This is a genomic window from Candidatus Pelagibacter bacterium nBUS_28 (assembly GCF_051200915.1).
Lineage (GTDB): Bacteria > Pseudomonadota > Alphaproteobacteria > Pelagibacterales > Pelagibacteraceae > Pelagibacter.
This window is the reverse complement of sequence record NZ_CP172844.1, coordinates 606,917-625,363: the sequence shown is the minus strand read 5'-3', so window position 1 is coordinate 625,363 and position 18,447 is coordinate 606,917. Positions and strand designations below refer to the sequence as shown.

Annotated in this window: 20 protein-coding genes and 2 tRNA genes; 6 read left to right on the top strand and 16 right to left on the bottom strand. The window is 27.3% G+C overall.

Annotated elements, in window-relative coordinates; genetic code table 11:
* Nucleotides 1-855, top strand: coding sequence for a DMT family transporter (locus ACIJYC_RS03270; protein WP_435167855.1), 855 nt, complete (start codon nucleotides 1-3; stop codon nucleotides 853-855).
* Between the two features lie 548 nt (nucleotides 856-1,403).
* Here ACIJYC_RS03270 and ACIJYC_RS03265 read toward each other — a convergent pair.
* Genes ACIJYC_RS03265 through ACIJYC_RS03255 form a run of 3 tightly spaced genes read right to left on the bottom strand, consistent with a single transcriptional unit; the run spans nucleotide 1,404 to nucleotide 2,348 of the window.
* Entirely contained in the window at nucleotides 1,404-1,682 is a 279-nt protein-coding gene (locus ACIJYC_RS03265) for a methylated-DNA--[protein]-cysteine S-methyltransferase (protein ID WP_435167852.1), read from the bottom strand.
* Nucleotides 1,663-2,100, bottom strand: a complete 438-nt coding sequence (locus ACIJYC_RS03260; protein ID WP_435167849.1) for a GNAT family N-acetyltransferase — start codon at nucleotides 2,098-2,100, stop codon at nucleotides 1,663-1,665. Before ACIJYC_RS03260 ends, ACIJYC_RS03265 begins: the two co-directional genes overlap by 20 nt.
* 50 nt (nucleotides 2,101-2,150) lie before the next feature.
* Nucleotides 2,151-2,348 carry a DUF6356 family protein gene (locus ACIJYC_RS03255; RefSeq protein ID WP_435167846.1) on the bottom strand — a complete coding sequence of 66 codons (198 nt, stop codon included), beginning with the start codon at nucleotides 2,346-2,348 and terminating at the stop codon, nucleotides 2,151-2,153.
* An 82-nt stretch (nucleotides 2,349-2,430) separates the two neighbouring features.
* Between ACIJYC_RS03255 and ACIJYC_RS03250 the strand changes: the two genes are divergently transcribed.
* The 4 genes from ACIJYC_RS03250 to ACIJYC_RS03235 are packed head-to-tail and all read left to right on the top strand — an operon-like array spanning nucleotide 2,431 to nucleotide 6,552.
* The gene (locus tag ACIJYC_RS03250) at nucleotides 2,431-3,387 is read left to right on the top strand and encodes a site-specific integrase (protein WP_435167843.1); all 957 of its coding nucleotides are present in this window, start codon (nucleotides 2,431-2,433) and stop codon (nucleotides 3,385-3,387) included.
* Nucleotides 3,388-3,420: 33 nt separating this feature from the next.
* Nucleotides 3,421-4,452 carry a GDP-mannose 4,6-dehydratase gene (gmd, locus tag ACIJYC_RS03245; protein ID WP_435168090.1) on the top strand — a complete coding sequence of 344 codons (1,032 nt, stop codon included), beginning with the start codon at nucleotides 3,421-3,423 and terminating at the stop codon, nucleotides 4,450-4,452.
* 13 nt (nucleotides 4,453-4,465) lie between these two features.
* Complete coding sequence (locus ACIJYC_RS03240; RefSeq protein ID WP_435167840.1) at nucleotides 4,466-5,395, top strand: GDP-L-fucose synthase family protein; 930 nt, start codon at nucleotides 4,466-4,468, stop codon at nucleotides 5,393-5,395.
* The gene (locus ACIJYC_RS03235) at nucleotides 5,392-6,552 is read left to right on the top strand and encodes a DegT/DnrJ/EryC1/StrS family aminotransferase (protein ID WP_435167837.1); all 1,161 of its coding nucleotides are present in this window, start codon (nucleotides 5,392-5,394) and stop codon (nucleotides 6,550-6,552) included. The genes ACIJYC_RS03240 and ACIJYC_RS03235 overlap by 4 nt, the downstream gene beginning before the upstream one ends.
* A 20-nt stretch (nucleotides 6,553-6,572) precedes the next feature.
* On the opposite strand, the gene ACIJYC_RS03230 is transcribed toward ACIJYC_RS03235, so the two are convergent.
* The 13 genes from ACIJYC_RS03230 to ACIJYC_RS03170 all read right to left on the bottom strand — a co-directional run bounded on the left by ACIJYC_RS03230 (nucleotide 6,573) and on the right by ACIJYC_RS03170 (nucleotide 17,004).
* Nucleotides 6,573-7,427 (bottom strand): alpha-1,2-fucosyltransferase, encoded by an 855-nt coding sequence (locus ACIJYC_RS03230; RefSeq protein WP_435167834.1) that lies wholly within the window; start codon nucleotides 7,425-7,427, stop codon nucleotides 6,573-6,575.
* Entirely contained in the window at nucleotides 7,424-8,377 is a 954-nt protein-coding gene (locus ACIJYC_RS03225; protein ID WP_435167832.1) for a glycosyltransferase family A protein, read from the bottom strand. Before ACIJYC_RS03225 ends, ACIJYC_RS03230 begins: the two co-directional genes overlap by 4 nt.
* 14 nt (nucleotides 8,378-8,391) lie before the next feature.
* Nucleotides 8,392-9,405: a glycosyltransferase family 10 domain-containing protein gene (locus ACIJYC_RS03220; protein ID WP_435167829.1), complete on the bottom strand. Its 1,014-nt coding sequence runs from the start codon at nucleotides 9,403-9,405 to the stop codon at nucleotides 8,392-8,394.
* A 15-nt stretch (nucleotides 9,406-9,420) separates the two neighbouring features.
* Entirely contained in the window at nucleotides 9,421-10,065 is a 645-nt protein-coding gene (locus ACIJYC_RS03215; protein ID WP_435168087.1) for an NAD-dependent epimerase/dehydratase family protein, read from the bottom strand.
* A gap of 32 nt (nucleotides 10,066-10,097) precedes the next feature.
* Nucleotides 10,098-10,316: an NAD-dependent epimerase/dehydratase family protein gene (locus ACIJYC_RS03210; protein WP_435167826.1), complete on the bottom strand. Its 219-nt coding sequence runs from the start codon at nucleotides 10,314-10,316 to the stop codon at nucleotides 10,098-10,100.
* A 224-nt stretch (nucleotides 10,317-10,540) separates the two neighbouring features.
* Nucleotides 10,541-12,625 carry a glycosyltransferase family 4 protein gene (locus ACIJYC_RS03205; RefSeq protein ID WP_435167823.1) on the bottom strand — a complete coding sequence of 695 codons (2,085 nt, stop codon included), beginning with the start codon at nucleotides 12,623-12,625 and terminating at the stop codon, nucleotides 10,541-10,543.
* Complete coding sequence (locus tag ACIJYC_RS03200) at nucleotides 12,622-12,879, bottom strand: GIY-YIG nuclease family protein (protein WP_435167820.1); 258 nt, start codon at nucleotides 12,877-12,879, stop codon at nucleotides 12,622-12,624. The genes ACIJYC_RS03205 and ACIJYC_RS03200 overlap by 4 nt, the downstream gene beginning before the upstream one ends.
* A gap of 3 nt (nucleotides 12,880-12,882) precedes the next feature.
* Nucleotides 12,883-12,957, bottom strand: a tRNA-Glu gene (locus ACIJYC_RS03195).
* 49 nt (nucleotides 12,958-13,006) lie between these two features.
* Complete coding sequence (recJ, locus tag ACIJYC_RS03190) at nucleotides 13,007-14,701, bottom strand: single-stranded-DNA-specific exonuclease RecJ (protein WP_435167818.1); 1,695 nt, start codon at nucleotides 14,699-14,701, stop codon at nucleotides 13,007-13,009.
* Nucleotides 14,698-15,645, bottom strand: a complete 948-nt coding sequence (gene glpX / locus ACIJYC_RS03185; RefSeq protein ID WP_435167815.1) for a class II fructose-bisphosphatase — start codon at nucleotides 15,643-15,645, stop codon at nucleotides 14,698-14,700. The genes recJ and glpX overlap by 4 nt, the downstream gene beginning before the upstream one ends.
* Entirely contained in the window at nucleotides 15,642-16,637 is a 996-nt protein-coding gene (locus tag ACIJYC_RS03180) for a putative transporter (protein WP_435167812.1), read from the bottom strand. Before ACIJYC_RS03180 ends, glpX begins: the two co-directional genes overlap by 4 nt.
* A gap of 62 nt (nucleotides 16,638-16,699) precedes the next feature.
* The gene (locus tag ACIJYC_RS03175; RefSeq protein ID WP_435167809.1) at nucleotides 16,700-16,921 is read right to left on the bottom strand and encodes an NADH dehydrogenase ubiquinone Fe-S protein 4; all 222 of its coding nucleotides are present in this window, start codon (nucleotides 16,919-16,921) and stop codon (nucleotides 16,700-16,702) included.
* A gap of 6 nt (nucleotides 16,922-16,927) precedes the next feature.
* A tRNA-Pro gene (locus ACIJYC_RS03170) sits at nucleotides 16,928-17,004 on the bottom strand.
* A gap of 163 nt (nucleotides 17,005-17,167) precedes the next feature.
* Here ACIJYC_RS03170 and ACIJYC_RS03165 point away from each other — a divergent pair.
* Nucleotides 17,168-18,397, top strand: a complete 1,230-nt coding sequence (locus ACIJYC_RS03165; RefSeq protein ID WP_435167806.1) for a methyltransferase domain-containing protein — start codon at nucleotides 17,168-17,170, stop codon at nucleotides 18,395-18,397.
* Nucleotides 18,398-18,447: the final 50 nt, after the last annotated feature.

Genomic DNA, 18,447 nt, shown 5'->3' with positions numbered 1-18,447 from the left:
ATGAAGGCAATAATATTAAATGCTACTGCTTGGATGATTGTTCCGGTAATGGATGCAATTGCTAAACATCTAAGTCTTACAATGGATGTTTTTCAAATAACTTGGGCTAGATATTTCTTCACTGTTGTTTTCACGCTTTCTTTAATGGTTTTATTTTATAGAGAAACCCTTGTTTGGAGCAAAAGACCTAAGCTTCAGCTTGTCAGAGGAATAATTCTTGCTTTTTCAACTTTATGTTTCTTCTATTCAATATCAGTAATTTCACTTCCTAAAGCATTAACACTTGCATTTGTTGCCCCAATAACATGCACTGCTTTATCCCCATTTTTTCTTGGTGAAAAAGTTGGTATTAGAAGGTGGTCAGCTGTGCTTGTAGGTTTTTTAGGGACTCTAATTGTTATCAGACCAGGATTCATAGATGTTAATTTAGCCACTTTAGCAGCTCTAGCTTGCGGTGTTTGTTATGGCTTCTATTTAGTAATAACTAGAAAGTTAAGTACTTCAGATAATTCGCTTTTAACGCTTTTATTTACTGGTGTAGTAGGGTTAGTGATAATTAGTGCGTTTATGCCTTCAGTGTGGGTTAATCCAACCCCAAATGAGTGGATTATGATGGCTATAATCGGCCTTATAGCCTCTGTAGCGCATCTTTTTATCATTTTATCACTCAAATATGCTGATGCTTCTAAATTAGCTCCTTTAGGCTATACAGAGATTATCACTAATATCATTATTAGTTATTATTTCTTCCACGAACTTCCTGATAATTGGACTTATCTGGGTCTTTTCATTATAGTATTAAGTGGTCTATATATCTCTAGGAGAGAATACTATCTAAGCAAGTTAAATTTATAGTAATAAATTATTTACTAAATACTAAAGTATTAGATTAGTTTTATACATTAAATTGTTGTAATTGTTGATTAATTATTATGTCAAATATATAAATAAAATTGTAATATAGTAAAAAAAAATTACTATATATTCAATTAACCTCAATAATTTGCGATAATAAGATAATCATCAATCCAATATTCAATTTTATATTGATAAAAATTATATCAATAAATCAAATTTATTGTGATTGTTTAAAATTATTTAATATCAACACTTTTTAACATTCTAAAATAAATAATTAATATTAAAGTACAGAAGGGGGGGGGCGAAAATAACAAAAAAAAACCTTTTTTTTCATCTTATAAAAGTATTGGTATCATTGAAAACTAGAGCAATGCACTATCCGAATATACGCTTTAAACGGCCATAGAGCACCTTATTTTAAGCAAAGATCGATATCTAGTACAACTGAAGGGTGCATAATACCATTTATGGAAAAAAGGATTAAATTAGCATAAAAGTGTTTGTTTTAAGGGTTAATTTAAGCATTTAGTATATAAAAAACGCTATTTAATTAAGACTTTCTCTAATCTAAGTAATCGCCTTTTTTGCTGAATACCACCTTTTCCTGAGTAGCCACCAAGGCTGCCATTAGATCTGATCACTCTATGACAGGGTATTTTGTGAGGATAGGGGTTTTTGCCTACAGCATTAGCAACTGCCCTAAAAGCTTTAGGTTTTCCAATGGCTTTAGCAACTTCAAGGTAGGTTTTAACTTTCCCTTTTGGTATTTTCCTCAAATAATTCCAGACTTTTAGCTGAAACTTAGTCCCTTTTAAGTTCATAGAGTTCAAAACCTGTATTATTGGCTATTTTATCGTATAATTTCTTTGCATTTTGATTTGAAGAGTGAGTGATCCAACGAATTCCATTCCAATTATTGGCTTTAGATAAGGATTTTAGATGACTAATAAGCTTTTGAGCTATTTTTTGACCTCTAAAATTAGGCTCAACATATAAATCATCTAAAAAACCAATATATTCACCCTTAATTGGTCTTGGCATAGTTCTATAATGAGCAATACCTACTATTTTACCCTCTAATTCAAAGCAAATACCGCTGACATCATGATTTTCATCGTGAATCCATCCCCATAAAGTGTCCAAAATTCCTATATTTATTGGGACTTTATAGAAATCAGCATAACCATTATACAATTTAATCCAATTTTCCTTATCTCTTAGTTCTAATTTTCTAATCATAAACTTTAATAGTTAATTTTAAATTATTGATATTATTATCTTAACAAAATTTAATTTCTTGAAACCATCTCGTACATTTTAGCAATTTGATTGCTACCAGTTTTTTTAAAAAGTCCTGGTATTAACCCATGTATAAGACAAAAAACCCCAGTCCTAAGCATAGTAAAACCAATTTTAAAAGCTATCCACATATATTGTAGGTAAGTTTCATTAACTTCAGCAAGATGTTCTTGAGAATCTTTAATCATTATTTTTAAATTATTCTTATTGACATTATAAATCTATTATATTATTACTAACGATAATTAATGGTTATCAATAGTAATAAAGATGAATAAAATAATAACAGATATAAAAGCTTTACAGGAAGAAACTTTAATAAACTTAAAAAATTCAAAAGCAAACAATACTGTAAGGGCCTATAAATCAGATTTCAAAGATTTTGAATTATTCTGCGTTCAAAATGGTTTTGATTCATTTCCATCAGAACCAAAAATAATTTCATTATATCTTACTCATTTATCAACTAGAAGCGTAAAAATGAGTACTTTAAAGCGAAGATTAGTATCGATAGGCGTTATACATAAACTTAAAGGCCACTATTTAGATACTAAACACCCTTCAATTATTGAAAATATAATGGGTATTAAAAGAAGAAAAGGAAGCATTCAAATAGGCAAAAAACCATTATTAATCAATAATTTAAAACAAATTATTAATGTGATAGATAATAAAATAGATCAGGAGATCAAGAGATTGAGAGACAGGTCAATTATATTAATTGGATTTTCAGGTGGTTTTAGAAGAAATGAGATAGTTTCACTAGACTATGAAGATTTAGATTTCGTTCAAGAGGGTCTTAAGATTAATCTTAGAAGGTCTAAAACAGATCAATTTGGCGAAGGTTCAACAAAAGGATTGCCCTACTTTGACAATTCGCAATATTGTCCAGTTATTTCAATCCGTAAATGGATTGAAATATCAAAAATAAATTCAGGTCCATTATTTAGGAGATTTACTAAAGGATTAAAATTATCAGAAAAAAGATTAACTGATCAAACTGTTGCTCTACTAATAAAAGAATATTTAAAATTAGCTGGTATAGATAGTAAAAATTATTCAGGTCATAGTTTAAGATCAGGATTTGCAACATCCGCAGCTGAGTCTGGTGCAGAAGAAAGAAGTATAATGGCCATGACAGGACATAAGTCTACAGAAATGGTTAGAAGATACATTAAAGAAGCAAATTTATTTAAAAATAACGCTCTAAATAAAATTAAATTATAAGATTTTAGAAAAATTATATAATATAAGCTATTCATTATGAAAAAAGCATTAATAACCGGTATTACTGGTCAAGATGGTTCATATCTAGCTGAATTTCTTCTTAACAAAGGGTATGAAGTTCATGGAATTAAAAGAAGAAGTTCTTCAATTAATACATCTAGAATAGATCATTTATTCCAAGATCCCCATGAGTCTAACCTTAAATTTATTTTACATCATGGAGACTTAACAGATTCAACATCCCTAATAAGGATTATTCAAGAAGTACAACCAGATGAAATTTACAATCTTGCGGCTCAAAGTCATGTAAAAGTTTCTTTTGAAGAACCTGAATACACAGCTAACTCGGATGCTTTGGGAACACTCAGAATTTTAGAGGCTATAAGAATTTTAAAACTTGAAAAAAAAACGAAATATTATCAAGCATCAACTTCTGAACTTTATGGAGATGTCAGAGAAACACCACAAAATGAAAAAACTCCTTTTTATCCAAGAAGCCCTTATGGTGTTGCCAAACTCTATGCTTACTGGATAACTATTAATTATAGAGAAGCATATGGAATTTTTGCATGTAATGGAATTTTATTTAATCACGAGTCACCAGTCAGAGGTGAGACCTTTGTAACACGTAAAATAACAAGAGCTTTAACAAGGATTAAGCTAGGATTACAAAAAACCTTATACCTTGGTAATCTTAATGCAATGCGTGACTGGGGTCATGCCAAAGATTATGTAGAAGTTCAATGGTTGATGTTACAACAAGATAAACCTGATGATTTTGTTATTGCAACAGGAAAACAATACTCAGTTCGTGACTTTATTAATCTAACTGCAAAAAATTTAGATATGAAAATTGAATGGAAAGGTAAAGCTGAAAATGAAACTGGAATATTTGAAAATAATGAAATAATCAAAGTTGATACAAATTATTATAGACCTACTGAGGTAGAATCTTTAATTGGTGATGCAAGTAAAGCAAAAAAAATATTGGGTTGGGAACCTAAAATTTCATTTGAATCACTTGTAAAAGAAATGGTTGAAGTGGATTTAAAATCTATTACTTAAAAATTTTAATTATATGGCAAAGATAATATTACTAACTGGTGCTAGTGGCTTAGTTGGTAGTAATATTAGGGATCATAAATTTTCATCAAATTATAAAATATTGTCCCCTTCCAGTTCAGATTTGAACTTATTAAACTATCAAAATACCGAAGATTACATAGCTTTTAATAAACCAGAAATTGTAATACATGCGGCAGGTATTGTTGGTGGTATACAAGCAAACAAGAATTATCCAGTAAAATTTCTAGTTGGTAACATGCAAATAGGATTGAATATTTTAATGGCGTCTAAAAAAAAGATGGTAAAAAATTTTATTAACTTAGGTAGCTCATGTATGTATCCAAAAAATTCTAAAAATCCAATACCAGAAGATGTGTTGTTAAAAGGCGAATTTGAACCTACAAATGAAGGTTACTCTTTAGCAAATATTACTAGTACAAGACTTTGTGAATATATAAATAGAGAAGACAGTTCTTTTTCATATAAGACAGTCATACCCTGCAATATATATGGTAAATATGATAATTTTAGTTATGACAGTTCACACATGATACCTGGTGTTATCAGAAGAATTTATGATGCTAAAAATAACAATTCTAAACATGTTGATATTTGGGGAGATGGTTTATCTAGAAGAGAATTTATGTATGCTGAAGACTTAGCAGATTTTATCTATTATGCGATTGAAAATTTCAATAAAATGCCGCAAAATATTAACGTTGGTTTAGGACACGATTATAGCATAATGGATTATTATAAAATAATAGCCAATGTTATAGGCTTCAAAGGAAAATTTAATCACGATATGTCAAAACCAACTGGTGTAAAACAAAAACTAATAGATATTAAAAAATTAAATAAATTAGGCTGGTCATATAAAACTTCACTAGAGTTAGGTATTAAGAAAACATATGATTATTTTTTGAGTGAAGTAAAAAAATGAGCAGATATCCTTTATCAACAAATACATGGGATGACAAAGAATTAGAGGCTATACAGTCAGTTATAGATAGTAGTAACTATACTATGGGTGATTATGTTAAAAAGTTTGAAATTGATTTTGGAAAATTTATCAATAGAAAATATTGTCTTATGGTTAGTTCAGGATCAGCAGCTAATTTGATTTCGATTGCATCTTTTTTTTATACAAAAAATCCTATGTTAAAAAAAGGCGATCAGGTTATAGTACCAGCTGTATCATGGTCTACGACCTATTTTCCTTTACAACAATTTGGTCTTAAATTGAAGTTTGTTGATATAGATTTAACCACATTAAATTATGATCTAGATGCTCTCAAATCAGCAATAACTAGTAATACTAAAATGATTGTTGCAGTAAATTTGCTAGGTAATCCAAATGATTTTGATACCATTAATGACATTATAAAAAATAAAGATATCTTTATTTTTGAAGATAACTGCGAGTCTTTAGGTGCAGAGTATAAGGGTAAGCAATCAGGAACATTTGGAGTTATAGGCACTTTTTCCACCTACTTTTCACACCATATTTCTACTATGGAAGGTGGTTTTGTGACAACTGATAATGAGGAAATTTATCATATACTTCTTTCACTTCGTGCTCATGGTTGGACGCGTAATCTTCCAAAAAAAAATCATGTTGCAGATAAAAGTGATGACTGGTTTGAGGAGTCTTTTAGGTTTGTTTTGCCTGGCTATAATGTAAGACCAACTGAAATAAGTGGTGCAATTGGGATAAAACAACTTGAAAAAATACCCTTATTCTTAAAAAAAAGAAGAGAAAATGCAAAATTGTTTATTAAACTTTTTAAAGATCATCCTAATTATTTAATACAAAGAGATATTGATAAAAGTTCTTGGTTTGGTTTTTCTTTAATTATCAAACCAAATTTAAAATTGGAAAGAAAAGATGTAATTAATGTTTTACAAAAAAATAACGTTGAATGTAGACCTATTGTAACCGGTAATTTTGTAAGAAATGATGTATTGAAATATTTTGATTATGAAATACACAAAGAGTTGAAAAATGCTAATCACCTACATGAAAACGGTTTTTTTGTAGGAAATAGTCACAAATGTCTAACTAAAAATATTAATTTTTTAAGTGAAATTTTATCTTAATATTTTAAATCTTCAATTTTTCATACTAAGTTCCATGAATTTGGAATCAAGTTATCTGTAGAAATTGATTGATCTTTAAACCAATTTTTAGGAGCGTATACAACTTTATCTTTATTATTATTAAGCCAGGCCCCCCACCAGCTAAAGGTGCTATTAGCTATAATATTAGATTTACAAAGAGACATTAAATGCATGTCTAAAAATGAATTAGGTCCACGATTTATATCAACGATTGTATATGAATAATCTAGTTTAAAGTTCTCAGCAACCCAAATAGCGTCATCAGTAAAAATAAAATATTTTGGATTTACAAAATACTTTGATGTTCTCTTAATAGTTTCTAAATAATATTCTTTTAAACTTATATTATGGTTTTCATTTTGCTTTAACAAAAAATCACCTCTTCTAATATGGATTGATATACTATTATTTTCAATTATTTCATTAGCGATTAAAGAATTTTTTTTATCTAGTTTTTTGGGAAAACTAAATATTTTTTTAATTTCAAGTACATTACAGTCAAAATATAATTCACTCTGCCAATAACCCCTTAAAAAACTATGCTTTGGTAATTCTAAAATTTTAGATGAATAGTGAAAATGTGGTTCCATAAAAATATAAAAACTTTTATCAAATCTATTAACAATCTCTTTCCAACTTATAGATTTAAAACTTAATGCTTTATTTAAAAAACTTACTTTTGAATAAATATCAAATACTTTTTGTAACTCAAAACCGTTATGAAGATTTCTTCGTCTAAACCATCTTAAATCAAGACTGAGATCTACATTGTTTTTTTTAGCTATAGTATAACCGGCAGCAAACTGAAACATTTGATTGCCTAATCCACCAGTCAATTTAACTTTTATTGTCATTTATTGTTTAATTTGTTTTTGAAAAAAAAATACTTTAAAAATCTCCAAAGAAGTTTTGGAACAAAACTTACACTTTTAACTTTATAGATTAAGGAAATTAATGTTACCCAGGAAATAGGAGTTTTAGTTTTTAGACAGATGCTCACATAGTTTAAACCTTTTTTTCCTAATCTATAGCGCCATGCTGTAAGATTTGATTCAATTAAATCAGAATTCAAAGTCATAAACATCATAAAAGAAATAATTCTATTTAAAAAATCTTTAGCATGTTTTGTATTAAGTGGACTTAAGGTTATAGAGCCTGGGCGACCTAAACGATATTTATAAAAAGTTTCTGGAATTACTATCGTACTTTTACTTAATGTTAATAATGGAAAAAAAACGGCTTCATCTTCAGCTATACCTTCTGGATAGTTAAGTTTATTTTTAACCCACAGATCAACCCTGGTAACGTATCTGCTTGCTTGAGGTAAAGTCTCATTTCTTTTTGTAAGTTCAGTTATCAATTTGCTGTTATCTAAAAATTTGCCCTGTAATGTAAATTTGAGGTTTGGTTTTTTTTTCGTTGAGCCATTTTTGTCAAAACTTTCACCAGAAAATAAAATCATATCTGGTTTGTCATATTCTTCAATTATTTCACGCATACGAATAATTAGATTACTTTTTATAATATCATCGGAGTCCAAGAAATATATATAATCACTTTTTGCAATCGACCTTCCAAAGTTACGGGTTAATCCAAGTCCTTGATTTTGAGTATGAATAATTTTCCATCCTTGCAAATCTTTAAAGCTATTTAATATATGAGTTGATCCATCTGTACTGCCATCATTAATCACAATTACTTCATCAGCTTGAGATGTCTGGTTTTTAACAGATAATAATGTTTCATTAACAAAGTTTTCAACATTAAAAACTGGTATAATAATTGTGATAGTTATTTTTTTCATTTTGTTAATAAAGATTAATTGCTCATATTCTTATTCATAGTTTCAATTATTTTGAGCGATACAGTATCTGCAAACTTTTTGCAGGTAAATTCATTGGATGGATTTTCTATAAAATTTTTTATACATCTCTGATAATTTAAGTATTGATCTTCAGGCATATTTTTCAAAAAATTGAATAATTTTTCATGATTAATAAAGTTACGGCGGTCAATAAAACATTCTTTTGGTATATAGTTATCTACATCCTCTGCACCCCAATACACTGGAACATTTCCAGCAACAAATGCATCAAATATTTTTTCACTTATATATCCCTTTAAACATTTTACATTTTCATAAACAATCGAAAAGCGACTACGTGTTAATATCTCTTGTTTGTTGATAATTTCTCCTTTCCATGATGGAAAGGGACAATATTTAAATGGCAATCTTTTTTCTAGACTATGAATGAAACCACCAAAACGAGTTGGTAATCGACCAGACATATTCCATTTTTTTCCATAAAGCTCAAAATCTTTAGGTGCATGATGTTCAAACCATTTAATTGTTTTTACTCTTTCACTGTACAAATTATGTTTGGGGTGCCAGCCTCTAAGTGACCTATTTGAACCAAATAGAACAGCTAGTAATTTTCTTCTTTTATAGCCATCTATTATACCCTCACCCATTGGGTGTGATAGTTGAATTTTTGTAGCCAAACCAAGACTAACTAATTCAGGATTCCAAGAAAAAATATGATCATATTTTTTTAAAAGATTAATATTTGAATTATTTGGATCAATAAAATCAGCGTCTACAAGAATTACAAATTTAGGCCATTTAAAATTTTTTGTATTTTGAGCATTAAGATGCAATTCTAAATCAGGAGAATTTAAATTTATAGAATCTTTTGAAACTAACTCAATATTATTTTCGAGTAGTTGATTTTTTAAAGCAATCCATTGACCATGTAAATTAATTTTTGATGGATGAGAATTAAAAAGATCGATAATATTATGTTTGCCATATAAGAAAAGACATTTTTTCATAATAAAAAAAAATAACTAATTTTTATCATTAATATTATTAATAAAATGGCTAATATAATTCTTTATATGTACTTTTGATTTATAGCCCAAAATTTTAAAAGCATTATTGTTTGGAATCGTTGATCCTAATCTTTCACCAGGTCTAGAGGGTAAATATTTTATTTTGGATTTAAACATTTTTGCTATTTGAATAATTGAATAGTTTTTTCTTGATCCAAGCATATAATGATTCTGCTTACCTTTTTTCCAAGCTAATACACATCCGTTAACTATATCATTAATATGAGTAAAATCTCTTCGTTGTGTACCAGGCTTAACAATTGTTAATGGTTTTCCATCTTTATATTGACTTTGAAAAATACCAATAACCGCAGCCATAGGAGAATCAACTATTTGACCAGGTCCATACACATTATAGAAATACACAAGCTCATATTTAAGACCAAACCACTTACTATAATTTTTAATTAATTCTATATTCTTTGATTTTGACCATGCATAAGGTGACAGATTTTCATCTTTACCATTATTACCTAAATTACTTGACGTAGCAGAATAAATTATCTTAATCTTATTATCTTTAGCAAACTCTATAACTTTTGAAGAGTGACGAATATTATATTCAAAGCATTTTTTATAATTTTTAAAACTTTGAAATATTCTTGAAAATTCACCAAAATGAAAAATAACTTTTATTTTTTTTTTTTGTTTTTAAGTAATTTATCAATATCCTTATTTTGACCTCTAATATATTTTATATTTCTATTTTTAATATGATTCTTGACAGACCCTGTTGAATAATTATCTAAGCTTATAATCTTGTAATTATTATTTTTACTAACTAAATATTTAATCAAAGAAGAACCGATAAAGCCTGCACCACCAGTAACTAAAATTATATCTTTTTTCATAAACTAATGTAGATTTACCAGGTAAATATTTTTTTAACACCAAAAGTTTATATAAAATATGGGTATTCATATTGGCTTTTTAAAAACATTATAAATATTTCTAATATTATGTATTAACATAATAGTTAAGATTTAATTTTTTCAATTGAACGGATTTTATTAATTTAAATCCAGTATTATAATTATTTTAGATCAATATAAGTCAAAATCAAAATTGAAATCATCTAAAATTTATTATGCCAATAAGGTTTTTTAATATCAATGATTTCTGTACAACTCATAATGTAGTTAGTTACAACTTTATTATTCATATGTTTGTGATATTTAATATATCCAGATTTTGCAATTTTTTTTCTAAGTTTATCATTTTTATTGAAATATTTTAATTTAGTTATTAAATCTTTTTTATTGTTGTAATAAACAACATCTTTTTTTGATAAAATTTTATGAAAATTTGTATTTTTACTAATGAAAACTAAAAGACCATTACCTATTAAAGACGAAATCCTATCACTAGAATATTTATTTTGATAGATTCCTCTACTTATGTTCAGAGCCATTTTTGTCTTAGATAAATAGTGGTAATAGTTTGCGCCCCAAACTGGTTCAAAATTGTTTACTCCAAACTGTGCAAATTTAAATTGAGGTAAATCTATAATAATTTCATTAATAAAATTTTCACGTTCATCAAATTTTCCTTTTTTTAAAATACCTCTATTTTGACCATGGCTAATTGCAACAAAGATATCATATTCACCATTATCATTTTGATGATTTTTATAATGATCGATTGCTGTATCTACGGGATTTGGAATAAACTTTAATTTTTTGAAATGTTTATGTCTTTTAAAAATACTTGGAGATGATGTCAAAAAACAGTAATCAACAAAATCTAGATTTCTAAAAAAATTATTTTTCATATTATCTTTTAAAAATTCAGGTGAAACTGAATCTATAAACCATGAACATATTTTGATATTATTTTCTCTACAGTAAGCGAACACGTTGTCATTAATATTAAAAACGTGACCTATAACAACTATATGAGGTGAAAAATTTTTGATTGTATTTAAAATTTTATCATTTAATTTTTTTGAAGAACTAAATGGCTGAAATAATGATCTATTAGATTTTAGAAATGATCTATTACTTATTGTTTCTACAATATGGTCATTTTTAACAAATCCATTATTGAGTTTATTTGCAAATGAATAATAAAGTCTACCGTCTGAATTTTCATTAAAATTTGCTATGTGCAAAACTCTTTTTTTTAAAGATAAGTTTTCATTAATTTGATTTTTTATAATTTCAGACCTTGCATTATCAAGTTTTTTTGAGATAATTTTAATGTCAAAATTATTATTTTTATAAAAAAGTTTTTGTTTTTGTCTTCTTAAAGAATTATTTTTAGTGATTTTTTTTAAAATACTAACTAATTCAGATGAGGTATTTTCCTTTAAAACCAATGCAATATTTTTTGACTCTTCTAGACCAGCTTTATTAGAAATTATAGGTAAACATTTCCTACTACTAGCCTCAATAGCTATTCTACCCAGTGGCTCATCCCAAACTGAGTTACCAATCGCAATTTCTGATTTACTATAATAACTTAAAACTTCACTATTTTTTTTATATCCAATTTCTTTGACAATATTTTTATCAGGAAATATTTCCTTTCTGGCTTCATTTCCAATTGCAATAAAATTCCAACTGGGATCTATCTTTTTAAATTCAAGAGCTGCTTTTGAAAAAATATGGTATCCTTTTGCATGATTTAATTTACCTACAAATAAAATATTTTTTTCTTTATTTGATATATTTATTTTTTTATTTATTAAAACACCATGAGGAATTATTAATGTACGTGATAAATTTACATTTTTGAAAGATGAAAAAAATCTTTGCTGTATCCACCTACTTATAAAAATTACTTTTTGACATCCATTAATAATATTTTCTCTTTCATTTAGAGATATTGAGCCTCTAAGAGTTAACGGATCATTATGAAAAATTAATTTAATTTTAGTATTTGGAAAATATTTTTTTATATAGGTGTAATATTCTGGTCTATTATGAATTTCTATTATTTTAATATTTGACGATTTATATTTTTTGCAAAAATTAATTATATAATTCTTATTTCTAAATAATTGACTTTTACTTTTAAAATTATCTGATGAAATTATAGATATTCTATTTTTAAATTTTGAATGGTTGGTTGTATCTTTTACATACAATGAAACTGCTCCAGCATAATTTGGATTTAAACTCTCCTTAAAGGGAAGAATTATAAATATGTCTTTCTTCATTTATTCAAATAATTAAATTTAATATTATTTCTAAACTTATAGTCCTTTTTAAGTTTATATTCATCTTTCATAGCTGTTGATTTAACTAAATATTTTTTTTTATAAATGATTTTCCATTTTTTACCTTTTGTAAACTTAGCACCTTTTGATGTGTTATGAAGTTTAAGACGATTTTCTAAATTATTTGTGTATCCGACGTAAGAGATATATTTATTATTATGCTTGGTTAATATCATATAGACAAAATAAGGCATAAATGGCGGTCCCTGGGGGAATCGAACCCCCCTTTGCAGGATGAAAACCAGCTGTCCTAACCGATAGACGAAGGGACCGTGAAGGGTCTTTTATTTTAAAAGCTAATACAATTCAAGAGTTATTAAACTAAAGAATCAAATCTCTAATATTTAATTGAATTGTTTTTTTATTATTCCAAATATTTTCGTGTATTTGAGCAATAATATTAATCTTTTTTTTATAAGATAACAAATAATGACCAATTTTAGTATTCAAACAATTAAAACACATAGCTTTTATGGAAGCACCTGCATCAGATTTGATTATAACTGATACATGCTTGTTGTTAATAATATTAAATTTAATTATTCTAAGATTTCTAATAAGAAAAATTGGTGTAAAATTAAAATTTCCAAAAGGTCCTAATTTATTAATTTCATTCATAAATTTACTTTTAATTGCTGATAAGGAAAGTTGCATGTCATATTTATTTAAATTTTTGCTATTTGAAATTTTTTTGGAATAATCATTTTGAATAAAATCATCTAAAAGTTTTATATTATTTTTTTTCATTGTAAAACCTGCAGCCATATTATGACCTCCTCCTTTATCAATAATATTATGGTCAATTAAAGATTTTATTAAATAACCAATATTGTAAGATGAAGTAGATCTTGCTGAGGCTTTAAAGCTGTTATTAGATTTTGTGATAACTATTGAAGGTTTGTTAAAATATTCTTTTAATCTTGAGGCAATAATACCAATTAATCCTTCGTTTAAATCTTTTTTATAGTAAATTATAACATTCTTATTAATTTTTTTAATTTTTTCAAAATCTATTTCATCTATAATATTCTGTTCCATTATTTTTCTTTTATTATTAAGGTCAATTAATTTATTTGATCTATCTTTGATTATATCAAAATCATCTGTAGATAATAACTCTACACCATAATTAGAATTATTAAGTCTGCCACCTGAATTAATTATTGGACCAATTAAAAAACCCAAATCATCAACAGTTAATTTTTTTTTTAGATTATATTTTTCAAATATATAGTTTAAGGCCATATTTTCCTTTAAATTAAATCTATTAATTGTAGTACGTGCTATTATTTTATTAATTTTCCTCAGAGGCATCACGTCACAAATAGTTGCAAGCAATACATATATTAGGAAATTAGATATCTTATAATTTGATTTAGTTTTTTCTATTAAAATTTCTATAAAGAAATATGTTAAAGCAGTAGCACATAATAAAGATTGTTCTTTTTGAATTAATTCTTTTTTAGGATTAATAATAACATTTGATTTTGGGTATGGTTTATTAATTTCATGGTGATCAATAATTATTGATTTAATATTATGATCGTTTAAATAATCAATTGCTTCATTTGAGGTAGAGCCACAATCGACCATTATTACCAATTTTGGCTTTTTTAAAATTAATTTTTTAAAAAGTATTTTACTTGCCCCATAACCATCTTCAGTTCTATCTGGAATATAAAAAAAATGTTTTTGATTAATATGAGTAAAGTATCGAACTAACAATGATGTAGAGCAAGCCCCATCTACGTCATAATCACCTAAAATACATATATTTTCATTATTATTAATAGTATCTATAAGTATTAATGAAGCTTCTTGGAAAGCTTTATCATCTTTAAATATATTTGTTAATTTTTGATTATTGTTAATTCCATACATTTCGGAAAAGTCATAGTTTCTTGAAATAATTAACTTGGATAAAATATCTGCTAAACCATAGTCTTGTCTAAATTTTTCAACTAAATTTTTATTAACTTTTTGTTCTGTCCATATTTTACAAGATACAGAGATCATTCATTTATTGGATTAACACATTTAACTACTTTCTTAAAATTACTACTTTTGTGTGTAACCAAGGTTTCGCTTATAAATTTATCTCCTTCTATAATGATGCTATTTAAAACTTCACTAGAAGTTATTCCTGAAGCACAAAAAAGAGAGTCACCTTTAACAATTTCATTAAGTTCATACTTTTTGTTAAAATCTGTTATACCCATTAATTTAGCCTCATTTATATCTTTTTCATTATCAAAAATAAATCTTCCTTGAAAATGACAGTTATAAGCATCAAGTGCACATGCAGCTAAAACTCCCTCTGGCCCACCACCGATACCTATAAACATGTCGACATTATACCTGGGGTCAGAAACATATAATGCTCCAAGAACATCACCATCTGTAATTAATTTAATATTTACTTTTAGATCCTTAAGCTTGTCAACAATAGTTTTGTGCCTAGGTCTGTCAAGTATGCAAACTGTTAGTAGAGATGCATCTTTATTTTTGAATTCTGATAAATTTTTAATATTTTTCTCTAATGGATAATCTAAATCAATCAAACCTTTATCAATTTTTCCAGTTGCTATTTTATTCATATAAGTTTCAGGAGCATTAAATAAATTACCTTTTTCTCCAATAGCTAATACTGCAATTCCACCGGGCAAATCATTTGCTACAAAATTAGTTCCTTCAACTGGATCTACAGCAATATCAAAAGCTGGACCATTTTTAATACCAAGAATTTCTCCTGTATAAAGCATAGGAGCCTCATCCAAAGAACCTTCACCAATTACAACTTCACCAATCATATTTATCTTATTTAATTCTGATCTCATCGAGTCAACAGCTGCTTTATCTGCAGCAATTTTGTCTTTTTTCCCTACGAAATATGAAGCAGCAAGTGCAGCTTTTGAAGTAACATTAGTAAATTGATCAATGTACTTTCTATCAATTGTCATTGAATTTTTTTAACAAATAATTCTTTGTCATTAATTAGAGACTCAAATTCTCTTAAACGTTTATAAACACTAGCCAATTCTATAATAGTTGGCCAAGATTTTAAAAGATATTGCATAGAACCCTCTACTCTACCAAAGGCTCTTATAATCTGTTGCATAACCCCCAATGTTACAACACCTGCAACTATAGCTGGGGCTAAAAATACGTAAGCCGACAGGACATTTGCTTGTAAATATGCCATTCTACCAATGTTAAAATATAAATAACGTACATAACTTAAAAAATGAATTGAACGAACATCGGAAAATAATTCATTAATTGTTTTTGGTCTTATATTTTTATCATCTTCGGCTATTACTAATATCTTTCTATAAGCGGCTTCTTTTTTTTGAAGGTCATATTCGACACCAACTAATCTCAACAACCAGCCCAATCCTATTAAAAATATTGTTCCACCAATTGTCCAAACTAAAGCTCCTGTTATTAATCCATATTGCCAATCACCAAAAAAGAAAATCGGAATCCCAATGGATAATCCAAGTAAAATTGGAACAAATTGAAAAAGAACCATTACGGACTCAATAAAGCTAGTACCCAGACCTTCCATAATACGAGTAAATTTAATTGTATCTTCTTGAACTCTTTGTGATGCACCCTCTATCTTTGAAGCTTTATCATAAACGCTATGATACCACTCAACCATGGCCGTTCTCCATCTAAACAAATAGTGAGCTGTAAAAAAACTAATAGCAACATAAAGAGCTATGTACATTCCAGCTAAAGTAATAAATGAAGCTAAACTTGACCAATACTCTTCAATAGTAATTGCATTGGGTGTTGCAAGTGCTTTTTGTATCATATCATAAAAAACACCAAACCATTCGTTAATTTTTACATCTATTTTAACTTGAACCCATAAAGATAACAAAATAATTAGAGATCCTAACCAGGACCAAACAAACCATTTTCTTAATTTAAAAAATCTAAACATTTATTATTTTAAAAAATTATCAGCATATGATTTTTTTACAGTCTTTCTTTTTTTTGGTTCAATTAAATCAAAATCAATTTTTTTTTTTTAGCATAGTTAATCGCTAATTCTTTTGAAGTAAATTCTAATTTTAATTGAGTTAATGTATCTGAAGAACTTTCCCAACCCATTAAAGGATTTTTTGTTGGGTCTTTAGTTATAAATTCCAAAATCCATTTGTTATTTTTTGCAGTTCCAGACTGCATAGGATTTTTGTTTGGTATATAAATTATTGCTTTACTCATAAATGATGGTCGGAGTGGCAGGATTCGAACCTGCGACCCTCTGGTCCCAAACCAGATGCGCTACCAGGCTGCGCTACACTCCGATATAAAATGGTTATAGCGAAAACACTTACTAAATCAACATTTAAGAATGTTGCAATATAAGAATAAATGTTAATATTAACAGAAATTTTTGATCAAGTTTTAATTAATTTATTTATGCTAAATTGTAAGATAAGTAGATTATAAAATGAATAAACTTAAATAATGTCTACAAACAACATCAAGTGTCGTTACTGTGCTTCAACAAATATCAATAGCATAGGTGGTTTAGGAGAAATGCCACCCTGTGGATTTTTCCCAGATGAACCAGATCATACAAAACCAAATGTAGATCTTTCTCTTTTTCAATGTAAAAATTGTGATCTAGTGCAATTAATGCCAACTAACATTGCTTTATCAGATCAATATGGTGAAAATTATGGTTATAGATCAGGTCTCAATCCAACGATGATAAAGCATTTAAAAACAAGTGCGGCACAACTTTTAGCTTCAGAAAATTTTGATACATCAAGTATAATCTTAGAAATTGCAGCCAATGATGGAACACATTTAAGAGAATTTTCACGAACTGGTGCAAAATTAATTGCTGTAGATCCTGCGATTAAAAATTGGACTAATTATTATGATTTTAAATGTTTAAAAATTGATAAATTTTTTCCATGCAAAGAACTTAACAATTATTTGGGAAAAATAGACTGCATAATAAGTCATGCATGCTTTTATGATCTACCAGATGTGAAAGAGTTTATTGCTGGTGTTTCTAGCCTTTTAAAAGATGGAGGAAAATGGTGTTTTGAACAAATATATCTACCAGCAATGATATATAATACTGCCTTTGATTCAATTTGTGATGAACATCTTGAGTATTATCATTTAAATTTCTTAGAAAATGTTTTGCGTGAACATAGTCTGTTTATAGATAAAGTTGAATTTAATGATGTGAACGGTGGATCAATAAAAGTTACTGCTCGAAAAGGAGGTTTTGATCAGTCAGGCACAGGAATTAAAACTTTAATTAAATTAGAAAAAAATTTTTTTGGTAATAACAATCAAAATTTTGATATTCAAATAAAAGATTTTTGGAATAGAGTTGATGAATTCAAGATTAAAATCCATAAGATTTTAAATGAAGTAAGTCACTTAAATGTGTACGCTTGTGGTGCCTCTACAAAAGGCAATGTAATTTTGAAAACGTGGGAACTACATAATAAAATAAAAGCAATACTTGAGATAAATCCAAAAAAGTTTGGTAAATATACACCTTTTGGATCGCTACCAATTATTAACGAAGGTGAGTTAAATATTAAGAATTCTGTTGTAATAATTTTACCTTGGCATTTTGGTAATAATATAGTTCAATCATATTTAAAACGTGGTGCGAATGTTTTAATACCATTACCTGAGCCAAAATTGATCATGTCCAAAAAACTTTAATAGAAAAAATTCAAATATAAGACTTTCTTAAAAGAATCTGATACAAAATT

Bases quoted from the DNA above. Each gene is read 5' to 3' on its own strand.
- ACIJYC_RS03230 (WP_435167834.1), bottom strand. From the start codon at position 7,427: ATGACAATAAAAGTTAAATTGACTGGTGGATTAGGCAATCAAATGTTT.
- ACIJYC_RS03235 (WP_435167837.1), top strand. From the start codon at position 5,392: ATGAGCAGATATCCTTTATCAACAAATACATGGGATGACAAAGAATTA.
- ACIJYC_RS03200 (WP_435167820.1), bottom strand. From the start codon at position 12,879: ATGCCTTATTTTGTCTATATGATATTAACCAAGCATAATAATAAATAT.
- ACIJYC_RS03175 (WP_435167809.1), bottom strand. From the start codon at position 16,921: ATGAGTAAAGCAATAATTTATATACCAAACAAAAATCCTATGCAGTCT.
- ACIJYC_RS03180 (WP_435167812.1), bottom strand. From the start codon at position 16,637: ATGTTTAGATTTTTTAAATTAAGAAAATGGTTTGTTTGGTCCTGGTTA.
- ACIJYC_RS03165 (WP_435167806.1), top strand. From the start codon at position 17,168: ATGTCTACAAACAACATCAAGTGTCGTTACTGTGCTTCAACAAATATC.
- ACIJYC_RS03260 (WP_435167849.1), bottom strand. From the start codon at position 2,100: ATGATTAGAAAATTAGAACTAAGAGATAAGGAAAATTGGATTAAATTG.
- recJ (WP_435167818.1), bottom strand. From the start codon at position 14,701: ATGATCTCTGTATCTTGTAAAATATGGACAGAACAAAAAGTTAATAAA.
- ACIJYC_RS03210 (WP_435167826.1), bottom strand. From the start codon at position 10,316: ATGAAAAAAGATATAATTTTAGTTACTGGTGGTGCAGGCTTTATCGGT.
- ACIJYC_RS03225 (WP_435167832.1), bottom strand. From the start codon at position 8,377: ATGAAAAAAATAACTATCACAATTATTATACCAGTTTTTAATGTTGAA.
- ACIJYC_RS03265 (WP_435167852.1), bottom strand. From the start codon at position 1,682: ATGAACTTAAAAGGGACTAAGTTTCAGCTAAAAGTCTGGAATTATTTG.
- ACIJYC_RS03270 (WP_435167855.1), top strand. From the start codon at position 1: ATGAAGGCAATAATATTAAATGCTACTGCTTGGATGATTGTTCCGGTA.
- glpX (WP_435167815.1), bottom strand. From the start codon at position 15,645: ATGACAATTGATAGAAAGTACATTGATCAATTTACTAATGTTACTTCA.
- ACIJYC_RS03255 (WP_435167846.1), bottom strand. From the start codon at position 2,348: ATGATTAAAGATTCTCAAGAACATCTTGCTGAAGTTAATGAAACTTAC.
- ACIJYC_RS03240 (WP_435167840.1), top strand. From the start codon at position 4,466: ATGGCAAAGATAATATTACTAACTGGTGCTAGTGGCTTAGTTGGTAGT.
- ACIJYC_RS03205 (WP_435167823.1), bottom strand. From the start codon at position 12,625: ATGAAGAAAGACATATTTATAATTCTTCCCTTTAAGGAGAGTTTAAAT.
- ACIJYC_RS03220 (WP_435167829.1), bottom strand. From the start codon at position 9,405: ATGAAAAAATGTCTTTTCTTATATGGCAAACATAATATTATCGATCTT.
- ACIJYC_RS03250 (WP_435167843.1), top strand. From the start codon at position 2,431: ATGAATAAAATAATAACAGATATAAAAGCTTTACAGGAAGAAACTTTA.